This window comes from Rhodococcus sp. KRD175, assembly GCF_017168275.1.
Taxonomy (GTDB): domain Bacteria; phylum Actinomycetota; class Actinomycetes; order Mycobacteriales; family Mycobacteriaceae; genus Rhodococcoides; species Rhodococcoides fascians.
Window position 1 is genome coordinate 406,223 of the sequence record NZ_JABFAQ010000002.1, and the last position, 19,306, is coordinate 425,528.

The window sequence follows — 19,306 nt, forward strand, 5'->3', positions numbered from 1 at the left end:
GCCGTCGACGTGAGAACAACGAAAAAGACCCCGATTCCGAAGAATCAGGGTCAGTTTCGTCTGTCTCAACTCAGATCTTTGAAAATCTTTGTCTGTGAACAACATTCAGACGGTGTCCGAGGGGGGACTTGAACCCCCACGTCCGTTAATAGGACACTAGCACCTCAAGCTAGCGCGTCTGCCATTCCGCCACTCGGACATGTGCGACCGTTGCCGCATATTCTCTTGTTGCTCTCACAGCTGGTCGCTGTGCGCTGCGTAAGATTATCCGACGGGTTCCCGATAACCCAAATCCCCACGTCAGTTCATGCGTCGAGCGGTTTTCGGTGGTGCCCCGACACCTCGGTGATGGTAGGAACGACGATGTGGCAAACGATTCGAACGATCCCGAAGTGAGCAATGCCCGAAGCCGAGGAGAACGCGCTCCCACCGTCGCTCTCGACGAAGTGGTGGAGCTGGTCAGCTCTCTGATCAGGTTCGACACCTCGAACACCGGCGAACTCGACACCACGGTCGGCGAGAAGGAATGCGCCGAATGGGTGGCGAGCAAGCTCGAAGAGGTGGGGTACGAGACCGAGTACGTCGAATCCGGTGCCCCCGGACGCGGCAACGTCTTCGCCTGGCTGCGCGGCGCCGACTCGTCCCGTGGAGCTCTGCTCGTACACGGACACCTCGACGTCGTCCCGGCCGAGCCGGCCGACTGGAGTGTGCACCCGTTCTCCGGAGCCGTCGAAGACGGCTACGTCTGGGGTCGAGGTGCCGTGGACATGAAGGACATGGTCGGGATGGCACTGGCGCTGGCCCGCCAGTTCAAGTCGAACGGCACGGTTCCGCCCCGCGACATCCTGTTCGCGTTCCTCGCCGACGAGGAGGCGGGCGGCAAGTACGGATCGCACTGGCTGGTCGACAACCGACCGGATTTGTTCGAGGGCGTGACGGAGGCAGTCGGCGAAGTCGGCGGGTTCTCTCTGACGGTCGCTCGACCGGACGGCACCGAGAAGCGGCTGTACATGGTCGAAACCGCCGAGAAGAGTCTGGCGTGGATGCGGCTGACCGCGAAGGCGCGGGCCGGACACGGATCGTTCCTGCACGACGACAACGCCGTGACCTACCTGGCCGAGGCCGTGGCGAAACTGGGCAATCACACATTTCCCCTGGTGCTCACCGAGTCGGTATCGCAGTTCTTGCAGGCGGTCTCCGAGGAATCCGGACTCGACTTCGATCCGACGTCACCGGACATCGACGGCACGCTGCTCAAACTCGGCAGCATCGCCCGCATCGTCGGCGCGACCCTGCGTGACACGGCGAACCCCACGATGCTCTCGGCCGGCTACAAGGCCAACGTGATCCCGCAGACCGCGACAGCCGTGGTGGATTGCCGCGTGTTGCCCGGCCGCCAGGCGGCCTTCGAGAAGGAGGTCGACGAACTGATCGGCCCGAATGTCGAACGCGAGTGGATCACCAAGCTCGAACCGTACGAGACCACGTTCGACGGGGATCTCGTCGACGCGATGAACGACGCCGTCCTCGCGCACGACCCCAACGGGCGCACCGTGCCGTACATGTTGTCCGGCGGTACCGACGCAAAGGCGTTCGCGCGCATCGGAATTCGTTGTTTCGGGTTCGCTCCGCTCAAGCTTCCGCCCGAACTCGATTTCGCGGCGTTGTTTCACGGCATCGACGAACGAGTACCCGTGGAGTCGTTGGAGTTCGGCACACAGGTGCTCGAGCACTTCTTGATGCACAGCTGATACGAAAGGAACCATCGTGGCGTACAACCCATACGACTCGCTTCCGGACCTACCGTCCTTCGAGTTGACGTCCGAGGATGTGCAGGACGGCAAGCCCCTGAAGGCCCAGCAGGTCAGCGGAATCATGGGAGCCGGTGGACACGACAACTCCCCGCAGCTGTCCTGGTCCGGATTTCCCGAGGGCACCAAGAGCTTCGCGGTGACGGTCTACGATCCCGACGCACCGACCGCCTCGGGGTTCTGGCATTGGGCCGTGGCGAACATTCCGGTCGAGACGACGTCGCTGGTCTCGGGAGCAGGCGACGACGGTGGAACCGGGGTGCCCAGTACGGCCGTGACGCTGAAGAACGACGCGGGCCTGTTCCGGTACATCGGTGCTGCCCCGCCCGCAGGCCACGGCCCACACCGCTACTTCATCGCGGTGCACGCCGTGGACGTCGATCGGCTCGAGGTCGACGAGACGGCGACCCCGGCGTACCTCGGGTTCAACCTGTTCTCGCACGCCATCGGACGTGCCGTGATCACGGGTACCTACGAGGCCTGATCTGGGTCTCGTCGTGCGCGTTTTGCGTACCTCTGGGTACGCAAAACGCGCACGACGAGGGGCGGTCAGATTTTGTTCTCCGAACCCACTGCGTCGGCCAGACGAGCGAATCCGTGCTGCTCGAGTCGGGACAGCAGACCACGGTTGATGTTCCTGATCCACAGCGGTCCGCCGTAGATGAACCCGGTGTATCCCTGCACCAGGGACGCACCGGCAACGATACGTTCCCAGGCCTGCTCTTCCGTTTCGATTCCTCCCACCGAGATCAGCGTCAGCTGCGTCCCGACCCGGCGGTAGAGGCGCCGAATGACGTCCAGCGAGCGAGCCTGCAGTGGAGCACCGGACAGCCCGCCTGCACCGATGGCCGCGACCGCCTCCGCGTCGGTACGGAGTCCGTCGCGAGAGACAGTCGTGTTGGTCGCCACGATGCCGTCGAGGCCGAGTTCGACAGCCAGATCAGCGACGGCGTCGATGTCCTCGTCGGACAGGTCCGGCGCAATCTTGACTAGAACCGGCACCGACACCACCGACTGCACGGCAACCAGAATCGGCCGCAACGATTCGACGGCCTGCAGATCTCGTAGACCCGGCGTGTTGGGGGAGCTGACGTTGACGACGACAAAATCTGCCAGGGGCCCCAGCAACCGGGCGCTGGTGGTGTAATCGGCGGCGGCGTCCGCCGGCTCGACGATCTTCGTCTTGCCGATGTTCGCACCGATGGGAATCCGTGTTCTGCGCGAACGCAGTTTCGCGGCCGCGTACTGCGCACCGTGGTTGTTGAAGCCCATGCGATTGATGATCGCGCGGTCGAGAGGCAGCCGGAACAGCCGAGGCGTCGGATTGCCGGGTTGACCCTGCGCAGTCACGGTGCCGATCTCGGCGAACCCGAACCCCAGCGGGGCCCACGCATCGATACCATCGGCGTTCTTGTCGAACCCGGCGGCAAGCCCGAGGGGGGCCGGAAATTCGATGCCGAACGCCGTCGAACGCAACCGCGGATCGTCGACGACGAACAGTGCACTTGCCAGCTTACGAAGCGGAGGAAGCGCCGCAACAGCCCTGAGAACACCGAACGCGAGGTGATGAATCCTCTCCGGTGATACGAGGAACATCAGGCGCAACAGGACGCGGTACAGACGGTCTCCCACGGTCTTCTTTCAGGTCGGTACTTCAGGGTCGTTGTTCGGAGTCGATCGGTGCTGCCGTCGAGCCGGTCAGATTCCGGGCTCCGGCACATGATGTGCGGTCTTCTTGCGCTTGAGCAACACGCGGCGACTTCCGTCGGTGTACAGACGTACCCGAGACAGCTCCCAGCCGCCGAATTCGGCCTGAATCGCGAGCCGCATCGATGCGGTCACGCGAGTGACGTCCGGTGGCAACCGGAGAGGGACGTACTCCCAGTCGTCGGACGGGGACACCTCCCACCCGACGGGCATCTTCGCTCGGCCCGGCATCGAATTCTCGTGTGCGTTCACGTGCCTCCACCATTCTCGAGGGTCGTTCCTGCGGGTACCGTCTCCTGCCGATTCAGCAGGTCAACGGCCCGCGGCGGGGATGCGCTGCAGCCCGTCCCCGGTCGCCGATCCCACGTACAGATCGCCGGTATCCGCGTCGACGGCAACCGAGTTCGGCTGTCGCACAGTGGGCAACCGTTGCGCCTCGACCGGAATTCCGGTGTCGAGTGTGTACCCGACCACCTCGTTGCGAGCCGGCAAGGTGACCCATGCAATACCGGATTGTTCATCGTAGGCGATCGCCCAGGGCGCGGACCCGACCGGAAACCGTTGCCGCATCAGCAGATCGTGCGAGGTGAAGACCAGCAGCTCGGTGCCGGTCGAGTCGGTGACCAGAAGTCGTCCGTACTCGTCGCTGGTCATCTCTGCGGCGCCTTCGCCCGCGCGCAGGGCCACACCGAGGGTGTCGTCGTCGAGGTTCAGATCGGTGATCGAGGTCTGGCGGCGATCGAGTACCGAGACACCGTCCGGTGTGCTGGCCAACGCGTCGGCCGAGGTCACGCCCGGTCCTGAGACCGTGCTCGTCACCTTTCCGGCGGCGTCGAGAATGCGGATACGCCCGGTGGCGTCACCCACCGCCGTGGTGCCGTCGGGTAGATCGGCAGCCGACAGAGTCCGGCCGTCGACCGGAGTATCGGTGCGCTGAGCGTCTGCCACGGTGATTCGCGAGAGAACTCCGTCCATCGGAACCAAGACACTCGAGTCGCGTCCGGCGACCAGCTCTGCAGCGGATCCGCCCAGATCCACCACGCGGGGCTCGCTCGACGCCTCCCCGTCCACCAGGCTCACGGTGGTCGACGCGTCGGTCAAAGCAACCAGAGTGCGCGTTGCAGAATCGAAAGTCAGTGCGTCCACGGGAGCGAAGGCGCGGACGACTCCGGCCGGAGCCACTGCAGTCGCGGGGGACAAGGCAGGCGGCTGCGGCTCGACGGAGATCTCGTCGGCGTTCTCGTCCTCGCTCGAGCAGCCACCCAAACCGACGAGTGTGACGACGGCGAGCGCGGACGCCACTGCCGTCCTGGCCGTACGTGCCGACGGTGTTCGCATGGAACCGAACCTACTTCCTGTGGTGACTGCCCCTGGTAAGGCGCTGCCACATCTGTACCAGCGCGCGTCGAACTCGGCGAAATCGACAGCCCGGGACTCGGTGCCGTTCGTCGGGGGCGCGGAGACGGTAGCGTGTTCGATCGGCATCGAATTCGTGAACGAGCACGACATGGGAGCGGATGTGGGATCCGAAGGAACGCACTTCGTGGTCGAGGAAGTGAATGCGGGTACGCACGCCAACGGCTTCGGCAGAACAGACGACGGACGCGCGTTCGCGTTCAGAGTGCAGCGCAGCACGCTCTACGTGAAGATCTATCGGGCCGATGTCGTGACGGCCGTGCCGGATCGAACCGAAGTGGACGCCGTCGCCGAGCACTCGGTCACCGAGATCGATCTGACCGACGAACGCAGCATCATCGGGGTGGTTCGTGACGCAGTCGCTCACGCTCAGCAGCTGTCGGATGTGTCACTGCGAGACACGGCAGTCCGGGCCTTCTTCAATCGCGTCAACTCTGCGCTGGAGGGTTTCTGAACCCTGGTCGTTCCGCAGGCTTCACTCCAGCCCCCCGCTTCGGGATCACCAGTTGCTCACCGGTGACGGGGTGGTCGAAGACATCGACCGGGTGTCGGTAGATCCGGCCGAGCCGCTCGGCGGTGAGAACCTCCCGGGGCGGTCCCGTAGCCACCAGCTCGCCTGCGTCGAGAATCGCGACCCGATCGGCGTAGGCCGCAGCAAGACCCAAATCGTGCAGTACGACAACCACGGCACGACCGGACGCGGCCAGTGAACGCACCACGGCCATCACCGACTCCTGGTGTCCCACATCGAGCGCCGCGGTGGGTTCGTCGAGCATGATCGTGGCGGTGCGCTGTGCCATGACACGGGCCAACGCGACTCGGGACTGCTCACCGCCGGATAGGGAACCGAACGGACGTCCGGCGAATTCGGACACGTCGCAGGCGGCCATGGCGGCGGCCACCTGCGCGTCGTCCTCGCGTACCGCCGACGTTCCGGTCCACGGAGCTCGGCCCATCCGCACGATCTGCTCGGCGGTGAATGCGAACCCGATCGCGTGCTGTTGCGGGAGCACGGCGCGTCGTCGCGCGAGGTCGACCGGCCGGAAGCGGGACAGTGGTCTCTCGCCGAGCAGTACCGATCCGGAACTGGGCTCGGTGTCTCCGGACAGGACCGACAGCAACGTGGACTTACCCGCCCCGTTCGGGCCCACGAGAGCCAGAATCTCTCCGACGACGACCTCGAGATGCACGTTGTTCAGAACGGCCCGGTCACCGCGGTGTGCGCCGACCCCCACGGCGACCAGGGTGCGTGAACCCGGTGTCGGGTCGGCAGGAATGTCGGAACGGTGTCCACCGAACTTCCCGATCATGCCCAGCCGCCCTGACGAGCCCGGGTGCGGCGCAGCAGCCAGAAGAAGAACGGTGCGCCCGCCAACGAGGTCACCATCCCGAGCGGAAGGTCGACGTTCGCCACGAGCGTCCGCGTGACGAGATCGGCCCCGAGGAGGACCACGCCTCCCGCGAGTGCGCTGGCAGGGATGAGTACCCGGTGCGCCGGACCGAGCACCATGCGCATGGCGTGGGGTACCACCAGACCCACGAACAGGATGATCCCGGTGAACGCCACTCCGGACGCGACGAGCACTGCGACGACCACGATGGCGAACTGACGCAGGCGCTCGACGTTCACGCCGAGATGGCGCGCCACGTTCTCACCGAGTGCGAGCAGGTCCAGTCGGCGGGCGATCATCGACGACGCTCCGATCCCGACCAAGGCCAGCGGACCGACCACCGCGACCGACTGCCACGTGGCACCGGCAAGGGATCCCAACTGCCAGAAGACGATCTGGTCGCGAGCGGCCGGGCTGGCGACGAACGTGAAGAACGCGATCACGCCGCCCGCGAACGCATTGACGGCGACTCCGGTGAGGATGAGGGTCACCACCTCGGTTCGGCCGGCATTGCGAGCCAGGAAGTAGACCGCAATCGTGGTGACGAGTCCGCCCACGAAGGCTGCGAGCGCAACGGTCCAGACCCCGGCAAAGCTGCCGCCCAGGACGAAGACCGAGCTCGCACCGACAGCCGCGCCCGACGACACGCCGACGACACCGGGTTCGGCGAGAGGGTTGGCGAACACACCTTGGAGCAGTGCACCCGCGCATCCCAGACAGGCACCGACGAGCATCGCGAGGGTCAGCCGAGGAAACCGGACCTGCCAGAGGGTCACCTCGCCGCTGGGGTGAGCGGGCAGCGGGCCGATGTCGAGGCCCACCCGATGCGTCAAACTCCCCAACACTTCCGCCGGAGTCGTCGGTACCTGCCCGACGACAGCCGACACCAAGGCCAGCACCATCAGCACGACCGCCAGCGCGACGAACGTCGAGACCACTCGCGTCGTACCCGACCGCGACCGTGCAGACGACACGTCGCTCATGAGGCAGGTTCGTAGACGGCCTTCGACAATGCAGCCAGCACCTTTCCGGTGTTCGGACCGAAACTGAGAACGGTGCCGTCGTCCATGTCGACCACCCGACGCTGCTGGCCGGCGGGCGTCTGCGCGATACCGGGTATCTGCTCGAGCCCGTCGATCCCGCCGATCGATTGCAGCCCCTTGGTCATCATGAGAATCACGTCGGGTGCCGCAGCGATGAGTGCCTCACTGGTCACCGGGACGAACTGTTCGGTCAGACCCGATTCGACCCCTGCATCCCGAGCACCGATCGCCTCGATGAGAGCGTCCGCTCCGGAACCCGGACCGGCGAGCATCTTGATCGCCGGACCACGCATGTACAAGAACGCAACCTTCAGCGACGCGTCGGATCGAGGCGCGTTCTGTGTCGCGGCGGCAATCTCTTCGGTTGCCCGTTGCGCGAGTGCGGAACCGGCGTCGGGAACCCCGAGAGCCGCCGCAACAGCGTCGATCTGTCCTGCTACCCCGGCCAGAGTTCGAGCGGGGTCGAAGTAGACGACCGGAATTCCCGCGGCCCGAATCTGATCCTGGACAGCGCGCGGGCCGATACTGGTGTCGGTCAGGACGACCGTCGGCGACAGCGCGAGAATGCCTTCGGCACTGAGCGAGTGGCCGGTAGGGGTGACGTCGGGTACGTCTGCTGCCGCGGGAAACGACGCCGAGGTGTCGCGCCCGACGAGATTGTCACCGAGTCCGAGCGCGAACACCGTTTCGGCGAGGGTGCCGTACTGGTCGGCCGCCACGATCCTGCTGTTGTCCGAAATGGTGACGGGCACGCCGTCGAAACCGGTGACGGTGACCGGGAGTTCGGCAACCGGATCGACAGCGATGGGCGTCGGATCAGGGTCGTCGACGACGGCGGTGCGGGGGCCGATCGTGCCGGAGTCCGGGGCCGCGGAGTTGTTCACCGAACACGACACCAGCAGTCCGGCCGTCAGCAGCGCGGCGGCGAGGCGTTTGACGATCACGACCATAGGTTAGCCTGCCCGACCTTCGGTTGACCTCACCCCAGGCCGAGCAGCACCTGCGATCAACCGCTGACGTCGTCCAGGGCCGACGTGATGGCAGCCGGCAGTTCGAGCTCCTCGGCCATCAGAGCACCCATCAACTGGGCCAGATCGCGGGCACCGACGATCGCACTGCTCACCCCGGGACGATCACGAGCCCACGCAAGTGCGACGACCAGGGGAGAGGTGGCAAGGCCATCGGCGGCCGTGACCGCCGCATCGACGACACCTACCGCCGAGTCGGTCAGGTACGCATTCACCGCGTCGGCGTGTAGCTCGTCGGCCCCGCGCGAATCGGCCGGAATCCCGTTGCGGTACTTACCCGTCAGGACACCACCTGCCAGGGGAACCGCCGCGAGGATGCCGATGCCGTGGTGCAGGGCGGCGGGAACCAGTTCGTCCTCGATCCCACGGGCCAACAGTGAGTACTCCGCCTGCGTCGACACGATCCGTCCGATACCGGCCGCACCGGCAGCCGTGGCCAACTGCCAGCCCAGATACCCGCGGGCACCGGTGTAGCGAACCCGTCCACTCGAGACGGCGTAGTCGAGTGTCGCCGCCACCTCGTCGACCGGGGTCATCGGATCCCACGTGGCCACCTGCCACAGGTCGAGATAGTCGGTACCGAGCTCACGCAGCGTTGCGTCCAACTGACCGAGCAGTCCGCGCCTCGAGCAATCGACGTGATATCGGCCGTACCGCGAACCGACCCCCGCGGCACTGCTGATCACCAAGTCCTGCCGAGGAACCACATCGTCGAGCAACTCCGCGAGTACTCGCTGAGCTCGACCGTCGCCGTACGCCGGAGACGTATCGACCAAGGTGCCGCCCGCCTCGGCGAACGCCGACAACTGCGCCGCAGCGTCGTCCCCATCGGTCCCGCTGCCCCACCCGAGAGTGCCGAGGCCGAGCCTCGACACCCGAAGTCCGCTGGTGCCGACCGATCTCTGCTTCATATGTGCCGAATGTCCTTTTGCCTGTGATCGTCGGGTTCGTACTGGCCTGCCGCCAGTGCACAGTAGTGCGCCGCGCCGCTCGGTGCGCAAGTGCCGCGCCGGGTACGGTCGTCCCCGTGAATCGCGAATCCAGGGGGCGGGCACTCGCCCACGCGCCGGCAACAATCGAATCGTCCACTTCGACGCTGGGACGGGGCGCCGCATGATCGACATGACGTGGCTGCAGGCGATGATCCTCGGCGCAGTCCAGGGACTGACGGAATTCCTTCCCATTTCCTCTTCCGGGCATCTGCGAATCGTGTCGGGGGTCTTCTGGAACGAGGACGCCGGCGCGTCGTTCACCGCGGTGACGCAGCTGGGTACCGAAGCCGCTGTCCTGCTGTTCTTCTGGCGCGACATCGTCAGAATCATCAAGGCCTGGTTCGTCGGATTGCGCAGGAAAGAAGAACGGGGTCTCGATTACCGCATGGGGTGGTACGTGATCATCGCCACCATCCCGATCGGCATTCTGGGTCTGTTGTTCAAGGATCAGATCCGCACCGGTGCGCGCAATCTGTATCTCATCGCGTTCATGCTGATCGCTTTCGCCGTAGTCATCGCCGTCGCGGAGAAGCTGGGCCGTAAGGAACGGCCGATCGAGAAACTCACCACCAGGGACGGCATCGTCATGGGCCTCGCTCAATGCCTGGCGCTGATTCCCGGAGTGTCCCGCTCCGGAGCCACCACCAGCGCTGGCCTGTTTCTCGGACTCGAACGCGAAGCTGCAGTGCGCTTTTCGTTCCTGCTTGCCATCCCGGCCGTCACGGCGTCCGGCTTGTTCTCGCTGCCCGACGCCTTCGAGCCGGTCGGCTCCGGCCTCGCCGCGTCGGGACCACAGCTGCTGGTGGCCACGATCATCGCGTTCGGCCTGGGTTATGCCTCGATCGCCTGGCTGCTCAAGTTCGTCGCGAACCATTCGCTGTACTGGTTCGTCGGTTACCGCATCGTGCTCGGTGTCGTTGTTCTGGGTCTGCTGGCCGGCGGGGTTGTCTCGGCTACGTGAACCGTTCCTCGTTAGGCTCGGAGCAATGACAGTCATCTTGCTTCGCCATGGACGTTCGACGTCGAACACTGCGGGCACGCTCGCAGGTCGGAGCGAAGGGGTGGAGCTCGACGACCGGGGCCGAGAGCAGGCACAGGCGGTTGCCGAACGGCTGGGGGTCCTCCCGGTCGTGGAGATCGTGCGCTCTCCGTTGTTGCGGTGCGAGCAGACCGTGGAACCGCTGGCCACTCGGTTGGGGCTGACTCCGATGGTCGAGGACAGGATCGTCGAGGTCGACTACGGACAATGGACCGGTCGAACCATCAAGGAGCTGCTGGCCGAGCCGCTGTGGAAGGTCGTTCAGCAGCATCCGTCCGCGGCGGTGTTCCCCGAAGGCGAAGGCTTGGCTACGGTGCAGCAACGCGCGGTCCAGGCGATACGGGAGCACGATGCGCGGCTGGCCGCCCACCACGGCCGGGATGTGCTGTGGGTGGCCTGCTCTCACGGGGATGTGATCAAGTCGGTGCTGTCCGATGCGATGGGTGCACATCTCGATTCTTTCCAGCGGATCGTTGCCGATCCGGCGTCGATCAGCGTCGTGCGCTACACCTCGACTCGGCCGTTCGTGTTGCGGACCAACGACACCGGATCCGACTTGAGCGTGTTCGTGCCGAAGGCGGAAGAGCCGACGTCCGACGAAGCCGGCGCGAAACCCGACGTTGCAGACTCGTCCGATGCAGTGGTGGGCGGCGGCGCGGGCACCTAGAGATGCCGGTTCGCCGCCGATCTCCCGATCGGTGGCAGGCTGGAGGGCGAGCAATACCGTCCACGGTCGATCTGTGGCCGATAATGGAAGTTCGCGATTCGTTTCGCGGAGCTTTTCGAGTCGTTAGGAGGTGCAATGCCGCGCGCCATACACGTTTTTCGCACCCCTGATCGTTTCGTCGCCGGGACCGTAGGTGAGCCGGGTGACCGAACGTTCTTTCTCCAGGCGGTGCACGATGCCCGAGTGGTCTCGGTCGCGTTGGAGAAGCAGCAGGTACAGGTGCTGGCCGATCGAATGGGACTGCTGCTCGAGGAGGTGCAGCGTCGCTTCGGTACCGATGTGCCGACCGAGGAGGCCGAGACACTCGACACCAGCCCGTTGGTGACCCCGATCGACACCGAATTCAGGGTCGGCACGATGGGGTTGGGTTGGGACGCCGACGCCAATGCCGTCGTGGTGGAGTTGTTGGCCGTCAGTGAGGTCGAGGTCGACGAATCCGTCGTGCTCGACGACACCGACGAGGGCCCCGACGCGGTTCGAGTGTTTCTGACACCCGTTCAGGCTCGCGAGTTCGCAGCGCGGTCCGAGCTGGTCGTGGCGGCCGGCCGAGCGCCGTGCCCGCTGTGCGGCCTGCCGCTCGCCCCCGAGGGACACGTCTGCATCAGGACGAACGGCTACCGCCGCGGTGCCACCTTCGGTCCGGTGACAGAGGTCGACGAGTCTTGACCGTCGAACTACCTCCCTTCGAGGGCCGCGAGACCATGGAGACCGGCGAGCTGACTGTCGTCGGCCGGGTGGTTTCGGCGTCCAACGCCACCCTCGTGTGCGAGGCGGGCGACGGCGACTCGGCAGTGCGGTGCGTGTACAAACCCGTGCGCGGCGAGGTGCCGCTCTGGGACTTTCCCGACGGCACCCTCGCCGGGCGGGAGGTGGCGTCGTACGAGATCTCCGAGGCGCTCGGGTGGGGCGTGATTCCGCCCACGGTGCTGCGCGACGGTCCGTTCGGTCCCGGCATGGTGCAGAAGTGGATAGATACTCCCGAGGAGCGGGTCGAGGGCCGCGTGGACCTGGTCGACATCTGCCGTCCCGATCTCGTTCCGGCGGGCTGGATTCCGGTGTTGCAGGCCTACGACGGCGATGGCGAAGAGATCGCTCTGATCCATGCCGACGATCCACGCTTGCAGCGGATGGCGGTTCTCGACGTCATTCTCAACAATGCAGATCGCAAGGGTGGGCATGCCCTCGAAGGTCTCGACGGTTATGTCTACGGGGTGGATCACGGCATCTGCCTGCACGCCGAGAACAAGCTGCGCACGGTTCTCTGGGGGTGGGCAGGCCAGGCGGTCGACGATGCTCTGATGGCCGACGTCGTGCGGTTCGTCGAGACCTTCGACACCGTCATCGCTCCACGGCTGGTCGACAAGATAACGCTGGCCGAAACCGTTGCGGTGTTGGATCGGGCCCAGCAGCTGATCGCGCGCCCGGTCATGCCGGAACCTCGATCGAGCAGACCGATACCGTGGCCCGCCTTCTGAACGGGCTCGGATAGGCTCGGCTGCATGCATTCTTGGTCCAGCCCGGAGATCCCGACAATCCCAGGACAGGGTCCAGCGCTTCGGTTGTTCGATACCGCAGATCGCCAGGTCCGTCCGGTCACCCCCGGTTCGACCGCTCGCATGTACGTCTGCGGAATCACCCCGTACGACGCCACCCACCTGGGACATGCGGCAACGTATCTGACGTTCGATCTGATCAACCGCTTGTGGCGTGATGCGGGTATCGACGTGCACTACGTGCAGAACGTCACCGATGTCGACGATCCGCTGTTCGAGCGCGCGAATCGTGACGGTGAGGATTGGCGCGATCTCGGTGCGCGCGAGATCGAGCTGTTCCGCGCCGACATGGAGGCTCTGCGGGTCGTGCCTCCGCACGACTACATCGGTGCCGTCGAGTCGGTGGAGGAAGTTGTCGAACTGGTGGAGAAGCTAATGGCGTCCGGCGCTGCCTACGTCGTCGACGACGCCGAGTACCCCGACGTGTACTTCCGTGCCGACGCAACCGAGCAGTTCGGCTACGAATCCGGTTATGACCGCCCCACCATGGACACGTTCTTCGCCGAACGCGGCGGAGATCCCGATCGTGCGGGCAAGCGCGATTCACTCGATGCGCTGCTGTGGCGCGCGGTACGTCCCGGCGAACCGTCGTGGCCGTCGCCGTGGGGCCCCGGCCGACCGGGCTGGCACATCGAATGCGCTGCCATTGCACTCAATCGCATCGGAACCGGTTTCGACATCCAGGGCGGCGGAAGCGATCTCATCTTCCCGCACCACGAGTTCTCGGCGGCACACGCCGAGGCGGCAACCGGTGACCCTCGGTTCGCCCGGCACTACGTGCACACGGGAATGATCGGTCTCGACGGCGAGAAGATGTCCAAGAGCCGCGGCAACCTGGTGTTCGTCTCGAAGCTCCGCGCAGAGAACGTCGATCCGGCCGCGGTGCGGCTGGGCCTGCTCGCGGGCCACTACCGGCAGGATCGGCCGTGGTCCGACGAGGTCCTCGAGCGAGCACACACCCGCCTCGCGCTGTGGCGTCGAGCAGCGGCGCTCGAGTCCGCAGCGTCGGCCGACGACGTCGTCAACCGCCTGCGTCAGCATCTGGCCGATGACCTCGACACACCCAAGGCTCTCGACGCCCTCGACGCGTGGGCAAGTTTCGCAGTGGAGCGCGGTGGATCGGATGCGAGCGCACCCGGCACTTTCGCCGATGCGGTCGATGCGCTGCTCGGAGTTCCGCTGCGTTAGTCCGCGGGCCCCAGGCGTAGATCCGTCAGCAGATCCGGGATCAGGCGTTCTTCCATGACCGCTCGTCCCGAATCACGCAGTGCAGCAGCCAGTTCCGGGTCCCACGGAGTGTCCGTGGGATGCCCCTTCAGTGCTTCCGAGTTGCGCGCGTCCAGTGCGCGGCGGTACGAGTCGACGTCCATTCGCCACGGCACCGCGTCGTACCGGGCGAGTGCGCGGGTCACCATGTGCATTCCGGCCCAGTCGAAATCGGCACGCCATTCGATCGTGGTGCCGGGGGCGCGCGCAGCCAGCAGCCGATGCACTGCGGCCGAGGGCTGACCGTCGGTGCAGATCAAGCTGGCACAGTTCGAGCCGAGAGAGCGGGCTGCGGCCGCGAGCACAGCGACGTTCTCGCACACGAACACGGTCGACGAGCTGTTGGTGAGAGGGCCGCGCGCGAGCATGTCCACGGTGACGGGAAAGGGCACGCCCTCGTCGGCTGCTTCGTTGAGCCAGCGAGCCACGGAGTGCGTCTCTGCGACGCGGTAGCCGAGAACCAGTACCCGGCTCGACACGGCGTCGACCGACACTCCTGCCGTTTCCCACAGCGCTCTGATCCCCACTGGATCGACGGGTCGAGGCACGTTCTCGCGCAACGACAATGCATCGAGGACGAGTTTCGCGGCACCGCCGCCCGTGAGGGCCTTGGTATCACCGGTGGCCAGTTCCGCCAGCTCGGTGAGCGACATCCCGTCCACCGGAAGCAGCGCCAGGACTTGCGTTGCGACCCCGAGCGCGTCGACGGCGACGCGGCCACCGAGGGTGCCGTCCTGATTGAGCAACGACGCGATCCAGTGCTCGATCCACTCGCGATCGGTACCACCGCCGAGCGCCGCACGCGCCCGGTCGAGCGCATCGGCGCGCACCTGAGCCTTGTCGGCCGCAATGCGCTTCTTGTCCTGCAGCGGTGCCTGACCGGCGAGGGTGTCGATCAGACCGATACCGCCGTTGAGCGGATGGCTCAACCACGCGTCGAACCGCTCGAGATCGAGACGGGTGCTCCGTGCCCGAGAGTGCAGGCTGGAGTTGGACTTCGAGATGGCACTGCACAGACGCCACAGTTCCGGCGCATCACTCAGGTCGACGGTGATGTTGCCGCCGACACGAAGCCAGTTGGACTCCAACTTCTTTCGCGCAGCGTCCAGCAGCGCCGCCAATTCGACGCTGCCTCGCCACTCACTGTTACCGGCCAAACTCCAGCCCACCTTCCGTTCGGGTCGGCACCCGGCGGGTCAACGGTGATCCGAGGGCTGCTGCGAGGTCGGTGCCGTCGTGTTCGGCGAACAATTCACCGTTCTCCCACACCAGAAGTGCTGCGCTGACGGTGTTCTCGGCGGTCGAGTGCGCCAAATCGTAGTGTGCGCAACCGGGGACGTCCGCGTAGGTGATCCACAGGTCGTAACCGGTCATGAACAGATCCAGGTCGAATTGCACACTCAGTCCGAGCAATTCGCTACGACCGTTGTCGTCGACACCGGCGAACGCCTCGTCCAGCGCCAGCAACCGCGGCGAATGCGGATCGGCGGACGAGAGCATCACGTGCGCCGCGGCGAACAGCGGCAAATGCAGCGACACCGATTGCTCACCGCCCGAGAGCGCACTGTGACGAGCGACGGTCAGGCGATCCTCGTTGCCGTCGCCGCTGATGAGCGTGAACGCGAATACCCGCCACCGGCGATAGTCCAGTGTCGCGGAAAGGATCTCGGGATACGACCGTTCCGGATGTGCCGCACGAGCGATCCTGATCTCCGATGCGAAGTGTGCGCGCATCGCGGCCAGATCGTCCTGGCTCAGCGCCGAGGCATCGCGGTCGAGCAGCTTGGACACTGCCCGCGCACCGTCGTCGAGGTTGTCCGCGAGCACCCAGTGCACGCCGATCGTGTTGCCCGAGGACATACGGCGTTGCTTCATCTCGGCGGACATCTGTGCGATCAGCTCACGCGCGTCGACGGTGCGCTCGTGAATCTGCTGCGCCAACCCGGTCAGCAGCGCGTCTTCGAGAATTCGGCGTTCCTGCTCGGTCAAGAGCAGTTCCTGGTCGGCCCGGGCCGCACCGATGCGATCGGCGAAGTCTCCGACCGAGGAATAGCCCTGCTCGTCCTGCACGCGTACCACCGTCAACCCGTCCGGTGCGTCCCACTGCAGGCGGTAGTCCTGACCGGAAGCGGCCAGTTGCGAGTCGAACTCCTGCAGTGCGCTCGTCAGCGCCGTTCGTGTCGACTTCCGGCTCGAGTCGCTCACTTTCACCGACGCCGTCGCCGTGTCGAGAGCCGAATGCAGCGCGAGCACCACCGGTGGAAGTACCGGGACGTCGTCGTCGGGGCCGGCGGCCTGCTGAACCCGATACAGGATCTGTTCGACCGTCAGCCACGCCGAGTCGCTGGCCGGCCACGTGTACGTCTCGTGCACGCCGAGGATGTGCAGCAGATCCTTGCGGGCGTACGGTGCCAGTCGGACGGCATCACCCAGGGTCTCGGTCACGGCGGCGCGCAGGCTCTCGAGCGCCGTGTTGCATGCACCCTCGGCCTTGCCGATCGCCTCGCCGGCTTCCTTGTCCGCCTTTCGGGCTGCTCGCTGCTCGGCTCGGCACTTCTCGATGCGATCGCGCGCGTTGTCGAGATCGGTGTTGATCTGTTCGGCCGTGGCACCGAGTTTCTCGCTCAGCAATTCCAGACGCTGCAGCTGTTGCCGATAGCTCTCGTCGGCTATCGCGGCTTCCTCGGCGAGTTCCTCGGCCAGTCCGGTGGCCTCCTCGAGGCGGTTGGTGGCCTCGCGCGCCCGCTCGGTCTCGCGTGCGTGGTCGCTGCGTTTACGGATGACCGCTGCGCCCTGATGCTCGAAATGGCGAATCGCTGCGGCGAGGGCATCGACATCGCGGCCCAGGTATGGGGTGCGATGGGCCACGGCGACGGAGCGCAGTTGTTTCTCTTTCGCGGACAGGTCGGCGATCGCCTGGTCGAATTCTCTGTCTGCCGCTGCAGACGCATCTTTCGAGGTGCGCAGCGCGCCTGCGGCTGCCGTGACGGCACGTTGCGCCTTCACGATGGCCGAGACTCGGGGGAGCTGCTTGGCGGCCGCGTTCAACGCCTGCACCAGCTCGCGTGCCGCCAGCTCGGCGGCGGTCGCGGTCGCGAGTTCGGCTGTCGCGGAATCGATCGCAGCACCGAGCTCGGCGATGCGCTGCTCTCGCCGACGCGCCCGCGCCGTGGCACCGATGTACTCGGCATCCGGTTTTGCGTGGCGACCCTGCTGCACTCCCTGCCAGTACCGACCGTCGACGCCTATCGAGACAGAACTGTCCGAGGGGTCGTTTCGATCCTGCTGCAATGCAATCGAATTCAGTACATCGAGAATTCGCGATTCCTGGACGGCAGTACCGGGCTCGGGTTCCAGCACGGACGCGAGCGTCGACCCGGTCGGCCTCGCGGCCACCGGTAGCGGCGACAGATATTGCTCCGACGTCGCGTCGACGGGGGAGTCTGCGGTCGGGTGGATCCACCCGTCGAGCAGGTTCGCGGCCTGCAGTGCGGATTCGATCCCCGCCGCGTCGGCAGAGGAGACCGCATCGGCAAACCGAACCAGTTGCCACAGCGGTGCGCCCGGGAGATCTGCTCGGCTGTCGGTGCGCGCTGCGAACGGTGGTGGGGCATCGTCGTGTTCGGCTCGTACCAGGGACAGTTCGCCCCGCAGCGCCTTCACCTCGGCCTCGCGCGCGGCCACGTCGACGCGTGCCTGTGCCTGCCGGGCGCGAATCGCGTCGATACCGTCCGAGGTCTGCTCGGCGAGCACGGATTCCAGGCTCGGGGCGTCGTCGTCGCCGATGCCTGCCAGGGCTGCGTCGAGGGCCTCGAACACAGCGGAGGTGATGCCCGCGGAGGAGTAGAGCGACGAGTTGCTCGACCACCAGGCCCGCAGGCCCGAAGCGAACTGCGCCTTCTCCAGGTCCACCGTCGCCTCGGCCTCGGTGACGGCAGCCGCGGCTGCTTCGAGCAACTCGCGCGCCTTCGTTGCGGCCTTCTCCGCGCGAGCGCGTTCCGTCGACGCCTTCTCGACGGTGGCCAGCGCCTCACGCACTGCACGTACGTCGCCGTCCCGTTCCTCGGCGTGCCCACGAAGCGCGGTACTGATCTGATCACTGCGCGCCGTGCCGGGCAGCGGTGTCCACACGATGCCCGCGTCCTCGGCCGCAGTCTGCAGCTCGTCCTCTGCGCGAGTCACTCCGGCAACGGAGTCCCGGAGTGCCGAATCCGCCCGGGCCGCCTCGGCCGTGCGCTGCTCCAGTTCTGCTTGCGCTTTGCGTGCGCGATCGGCCTGCTGCGCCGTCGAGACCTCCAGCTTCGCAGCGGATTCGGCGAGATCGTCCAGTTGCTGCTTGCCCTCGTACGCGCTCGAGCGCTGCAGGGTCTCCCGGTCCGCGACGGCCTGATCGAGCGCACGCTCGGCCTCGTCGAATCGAGTCTCTGCGGCCGCCCGTTCCAGCAGACGCCGGTCCTTCAGGGCGGCGGCGGCGAAGTGTGCGGTGGTCGCGTGCGTCACGGCTTCGAGCCGACGCGAGACTTGTTCGACGTCCGAACGGGTTTGTACGCAAAGGTATTTGGAGTAGACCGACACGAAGTTCCTGGCCGCCTGATCGGCTTGGGCCAGTCCCTCCAGCGCGCGTCCGACTTCCTCCATGTCGCTGAAGGAACGTGCTGCCTCGAGCACCAGTTGCTCGTCGAGGGGACGCAGACCGTCGGTCAGCGCCTGGGACAACCCTTTCGGATCGAGATTCTTGGCCAACTGCGGACGGCGAAGTGTCAGAATCAAATTGATCAACTGGTCGTACCGTTGCGCGCCGAGCCCGAACATCCGGGCATCGATCGCGGCGCGGTAGTCGACCGGACGATCGGTCAGTGCATCGCTGCCGAGTTGTTCGGCCAACTGCTTCTTCGTGAGCGGCCGGTCGTCGGAGCCCAACAACGAGAAGTCGACGCCCACTCGGCCGTCGGCCACGAAGTACCAGCGGGTCACCTTGTCGTTGTGACGGCTCGCCCGCATACCGATTCCGACCGTCACCGATTCGGGGTCCTCGCGCGAGCCGCGGCCGAACTCCATCCACACGTACGAGTGCGCGCTTTCCTGCCCTCGGTAGAGCAGGTTGGACTTCATCGTTCGTTCTTCACCGGCGAACGGATTGAGCCGGCGCGGTTCGATCCGGCCGTCGAGGACGAAGGGAAACAGCACTTCGAGCGCTTTGGTCTTGCCGGATCCGTTGGGTCCGCGCAGTACCAATCGACCGTCGGCGAAGGAGAACTCCTGATCCCGGTAGTCCCACAGGTTGACGATTCCGGCGCGCGTGGGCCGAAAGCGATTCGAGTGTGCGGTCATCT

General features: G+C 65.9%; 17 protein-coding genes and 1 tRNA gene. 8 read left to right on the top strand and 10 right to left on the bottom strand.

The annotated features are described in order from the left end of the window. Positions 1–113 precede the first annotated feature (113 nt). Positions 114–199 (bottom strand) — tRNA-Leu (locus J1M81_RS02535). A 193-nt stretch (positions 200–392) separates the two neighbouring features. Between J1M81_RS02535 and J1M81_RS02540 the strand changes: the two genes are divergently transcribed. Both J1M81_RS02540 and J1M81_RS02545 read left to right on the top strand, forming a co-directional pair. Next, positions 393–1,751: a M20/M25/M40 family metallo-hydrolase gene (locus tag J1M81_RS02540; protein ID WP_080729261.1), complete on the top strand. Its 1,359-nt coding sequence runs from the start codon at positions 393–395 to the stop codon at positions 1,749–1,751. Positions 1,752–1,767: 16 nt separating this feature from the next. Beyond that, complete coding sequence (locus J1M81_RS02545) at positions 1,768–2,295, top strand: YbhB/YbcL family Raf kinase inhibitor-like protein (RefSeq protein ID WP_027497057.1); 528 nt, start codon at positions 1,768–1,770, stop codon at positions 2,293–2,295. 65 nt (positions 2,296–2,360) lie between these two features. Here J1M81_RS02545 and J1M81_RS02550 read toward each other — a convergent pair whose 3' ends face one another. From J1M81_RS02550 to J1M81_RS02560, 3 genes are all read right to left on the bottom strand, one after another. Then, positions 2,361–3,431: a quinone-dependent dihydroorotate dehydrogenase gene (locus J1M81_RS02550; protein ID WP_206497597.1), complete on the bottom strand. Its 1,071-nt coding sequence runs from the start codon at positions 3,429–3,431 to the stop codon at positions 2,361–2,363. Positions 3,432–3,509: 78 nt separating this feature from the next. Continuing rightward, positions 3,510–3,749, bottom strand: a complete 240-nt coding sequence (locus tag J1M81_RS02555) for a DUF5703 family protein (RefSeq protein WP_027497059.1) — start codon at positions 3,747–3,749, stop codon at positions 3,510–3,512. A gap of 81 nt (positions 3,750–3,830) precedes the next feature. After that, positions 3,831–4,856 (bottom strand): YncE family protein, encoded by a 1,026-nt coding sequence (locus J1M81_RS02560; protein ID WP_206497540.1) that lies wholly within the window; start codon positions 4,854–4,856, stop codon positions 3,831–3,833. Here J1M81_RS02560 and J1M81_RS02565 point away from each other — a divergent pair. Further along, positions 4,855–5,388 (top strand): hypothetical protein, encoded by a 534-nt coding sequence (locus J1M81_RS02565; protein ID WP_241257590.1) that lies wholly within the window; start codon positions 4,855–4,857, stop codon positions 5,386–5,388. The genes J1M81_RS02560 and J1M81_RS02565 overlap by 2 nt on opposite strands. On the opposite strand, the gene J1M81_RS02570 is transcribed toward J1M81_RS02565, so the two are convergent. The 4 genes from J1M81_RS02570 to J1M81_RS02585 all read right to left on the bottom strand — a co-directional run bounded on the left by J1M81_RS02570 (position 5,363) and on the right by J1M81_RS02585 (position 9,307). Then, positions 5,363–6,244, bottom strand: coding sequence for a heme ABC transporter ATP-binding protein (locus J1M81_RS02570; RefSeq protein ID WP_206497541.1), 882 nt, complete (start codon positions 6,242–6,244; stop codon positions 5,363–5,365). The two genes, J1M81_RS02565 and J1M81_RS02570, sit on opposite strands and share 26 nt — an antisense overlap. Further along, entirely contained in the window at positions 6,241–7,308 is a 1,068-nt protein-coding gene (locus J1M81_RS02575) for an iron ABC transporter permease (RefSeq protein WP_205024473.1), read from the bottom strand. Before J1M81_RS02575 ends, J1M81_RS02570 begins: the two co-directional genes overlap by 4 nt. Further along, the gene (locus J1M81_RS02580) at positions 7,305–8,309 is read right to left on the bottom strand and encodes a hemin ABC transporter substrate-binding protein (protein ID WP_371831430.1); all 1,005 of its coding nucleotides are present in this window, start codon (positions 8,307–8,309) and stop codon (positions 7,305–7,307) included. The genes J1M81_RS02575 and J1M81_RS02580 overlap by 4 nt, the downstream gene beginning before the upstream one ends. Positions 8,310–8,374: 65 nt before the next feature. Beyond that, complete coding sequence (locus J1M81_RS02585) at positions 8,375–9,307, bottom strand: aldo/keto reductase (protein WP_032365792.1); 933 nt, start codon at positions 9,305–9,307, stop codon at positions 8,375–8,377. Positions 9,308–9,518: 211 nt separating this feature from the next. Here J1M81_RS02585 and J1M81_RS02590 point away from each other — a divergent pair, with 211 nt between their 5' ends. The 5 genes from J1M81_RS02590 (at position 9,519) to mshC (ending at position 13,895) form a co-directional block, all read left to right on the top strand. Continuing rightward, positions 9,519–10,349, top strand: coding sequence for an undecaprenyl-diphosphate phosphatase (locus J1M81_RS02590; protein ID WP_371831429.1), 831 nt, complete (start codon positions 9,519–9,521; stop codon positions 10,347–10,349). A 25-nt stretch (positions 10,350–10,374) separates the two neighbouring features. Then, positions 10,375–11,094, top strand: coding sequence for a histidine phosphatase family protein (locus J1M81_RS02595; RefSeq protein ID WP_027497066.1), 720 nt, complete (start codon positions 10,375–10,377; stop codon positions 11,092–11,094). 135 nt (positions 11,095–11,229) lie between these two features. Beyond that, positions 11,230–11,820 (top strand): DUF3090 domain-containing protein, encoded by a 591-nt coding sequence (locus J1M81_RS02600; RefSeq protein WP_027497067.1) that lies wholly within the window; start codon positions 11,230–11,232, stop codon positions 11,818–11,820. A 35-nt stretch (positions 11,821–11,855) separates the two neighbouring features. Next, the gene (locus J1M81_RS02605) at positions 11,856–12,629 is read left to right on the top strand and encodes an SCO1664 family protein (RefSeq protein ID WP_169879440.1); all 774 of its coding nucleotides are present in this window, start codon (positions 11,856–11,858) and stop codon (positions 12,627–12,629) included. A gap of 24 nt (positions 12,630–12,653) precedes the next feature. Then, positions 12,654–13,895 (top strand): cysteine--1-D-myo-inosityl 2-amino-2-deoxy-alpha-D-glucopyranoside ligase, encoded by a 1,242-nt coding sequence (mshC, locus tag J1M81_RS02610; RefSeq protein WP_206497544.1) that lies wholly within the window; start codon positions 12,654–12,656, stop codon positions 13,893–13,895. On the opposite strand, the gene J1M81_RS02615 is transcribed toward mshC, so the two are convergent. Next, positions 13,892–15,130 (bottom strand): DUF2399 domain-containing protein, encoded by a 1,239-nt coding sequence (locus tag J1M81_RS02615; RefSeq protein ID WP_206497545.1) that lies wholly within the window; start codon positions 15,128–15,130, stop codon positions 13,892–13,894. The two genes, mshC and J1M81_RS02615, sit on opposite strands and share 4 nt — an antisense overlap. Beyond that, complete coding sequence (locus J1M81_RS02620) at positions 15,120–19,304, bottom strand: TIGR02680 family protein (RefSeq protein ID WP_032400756.1); 4,185 nt, start codon at positions 19,302–19,304, stop codon at positions 15,120–15,122. The genes J1M81_RS02615 and J1M81_RS02620 overlap by 11 nt, the downstream gene beginning before the upstream one ends. Positions 19,305–19,306 lie beyond the last annotated feature (2 nt).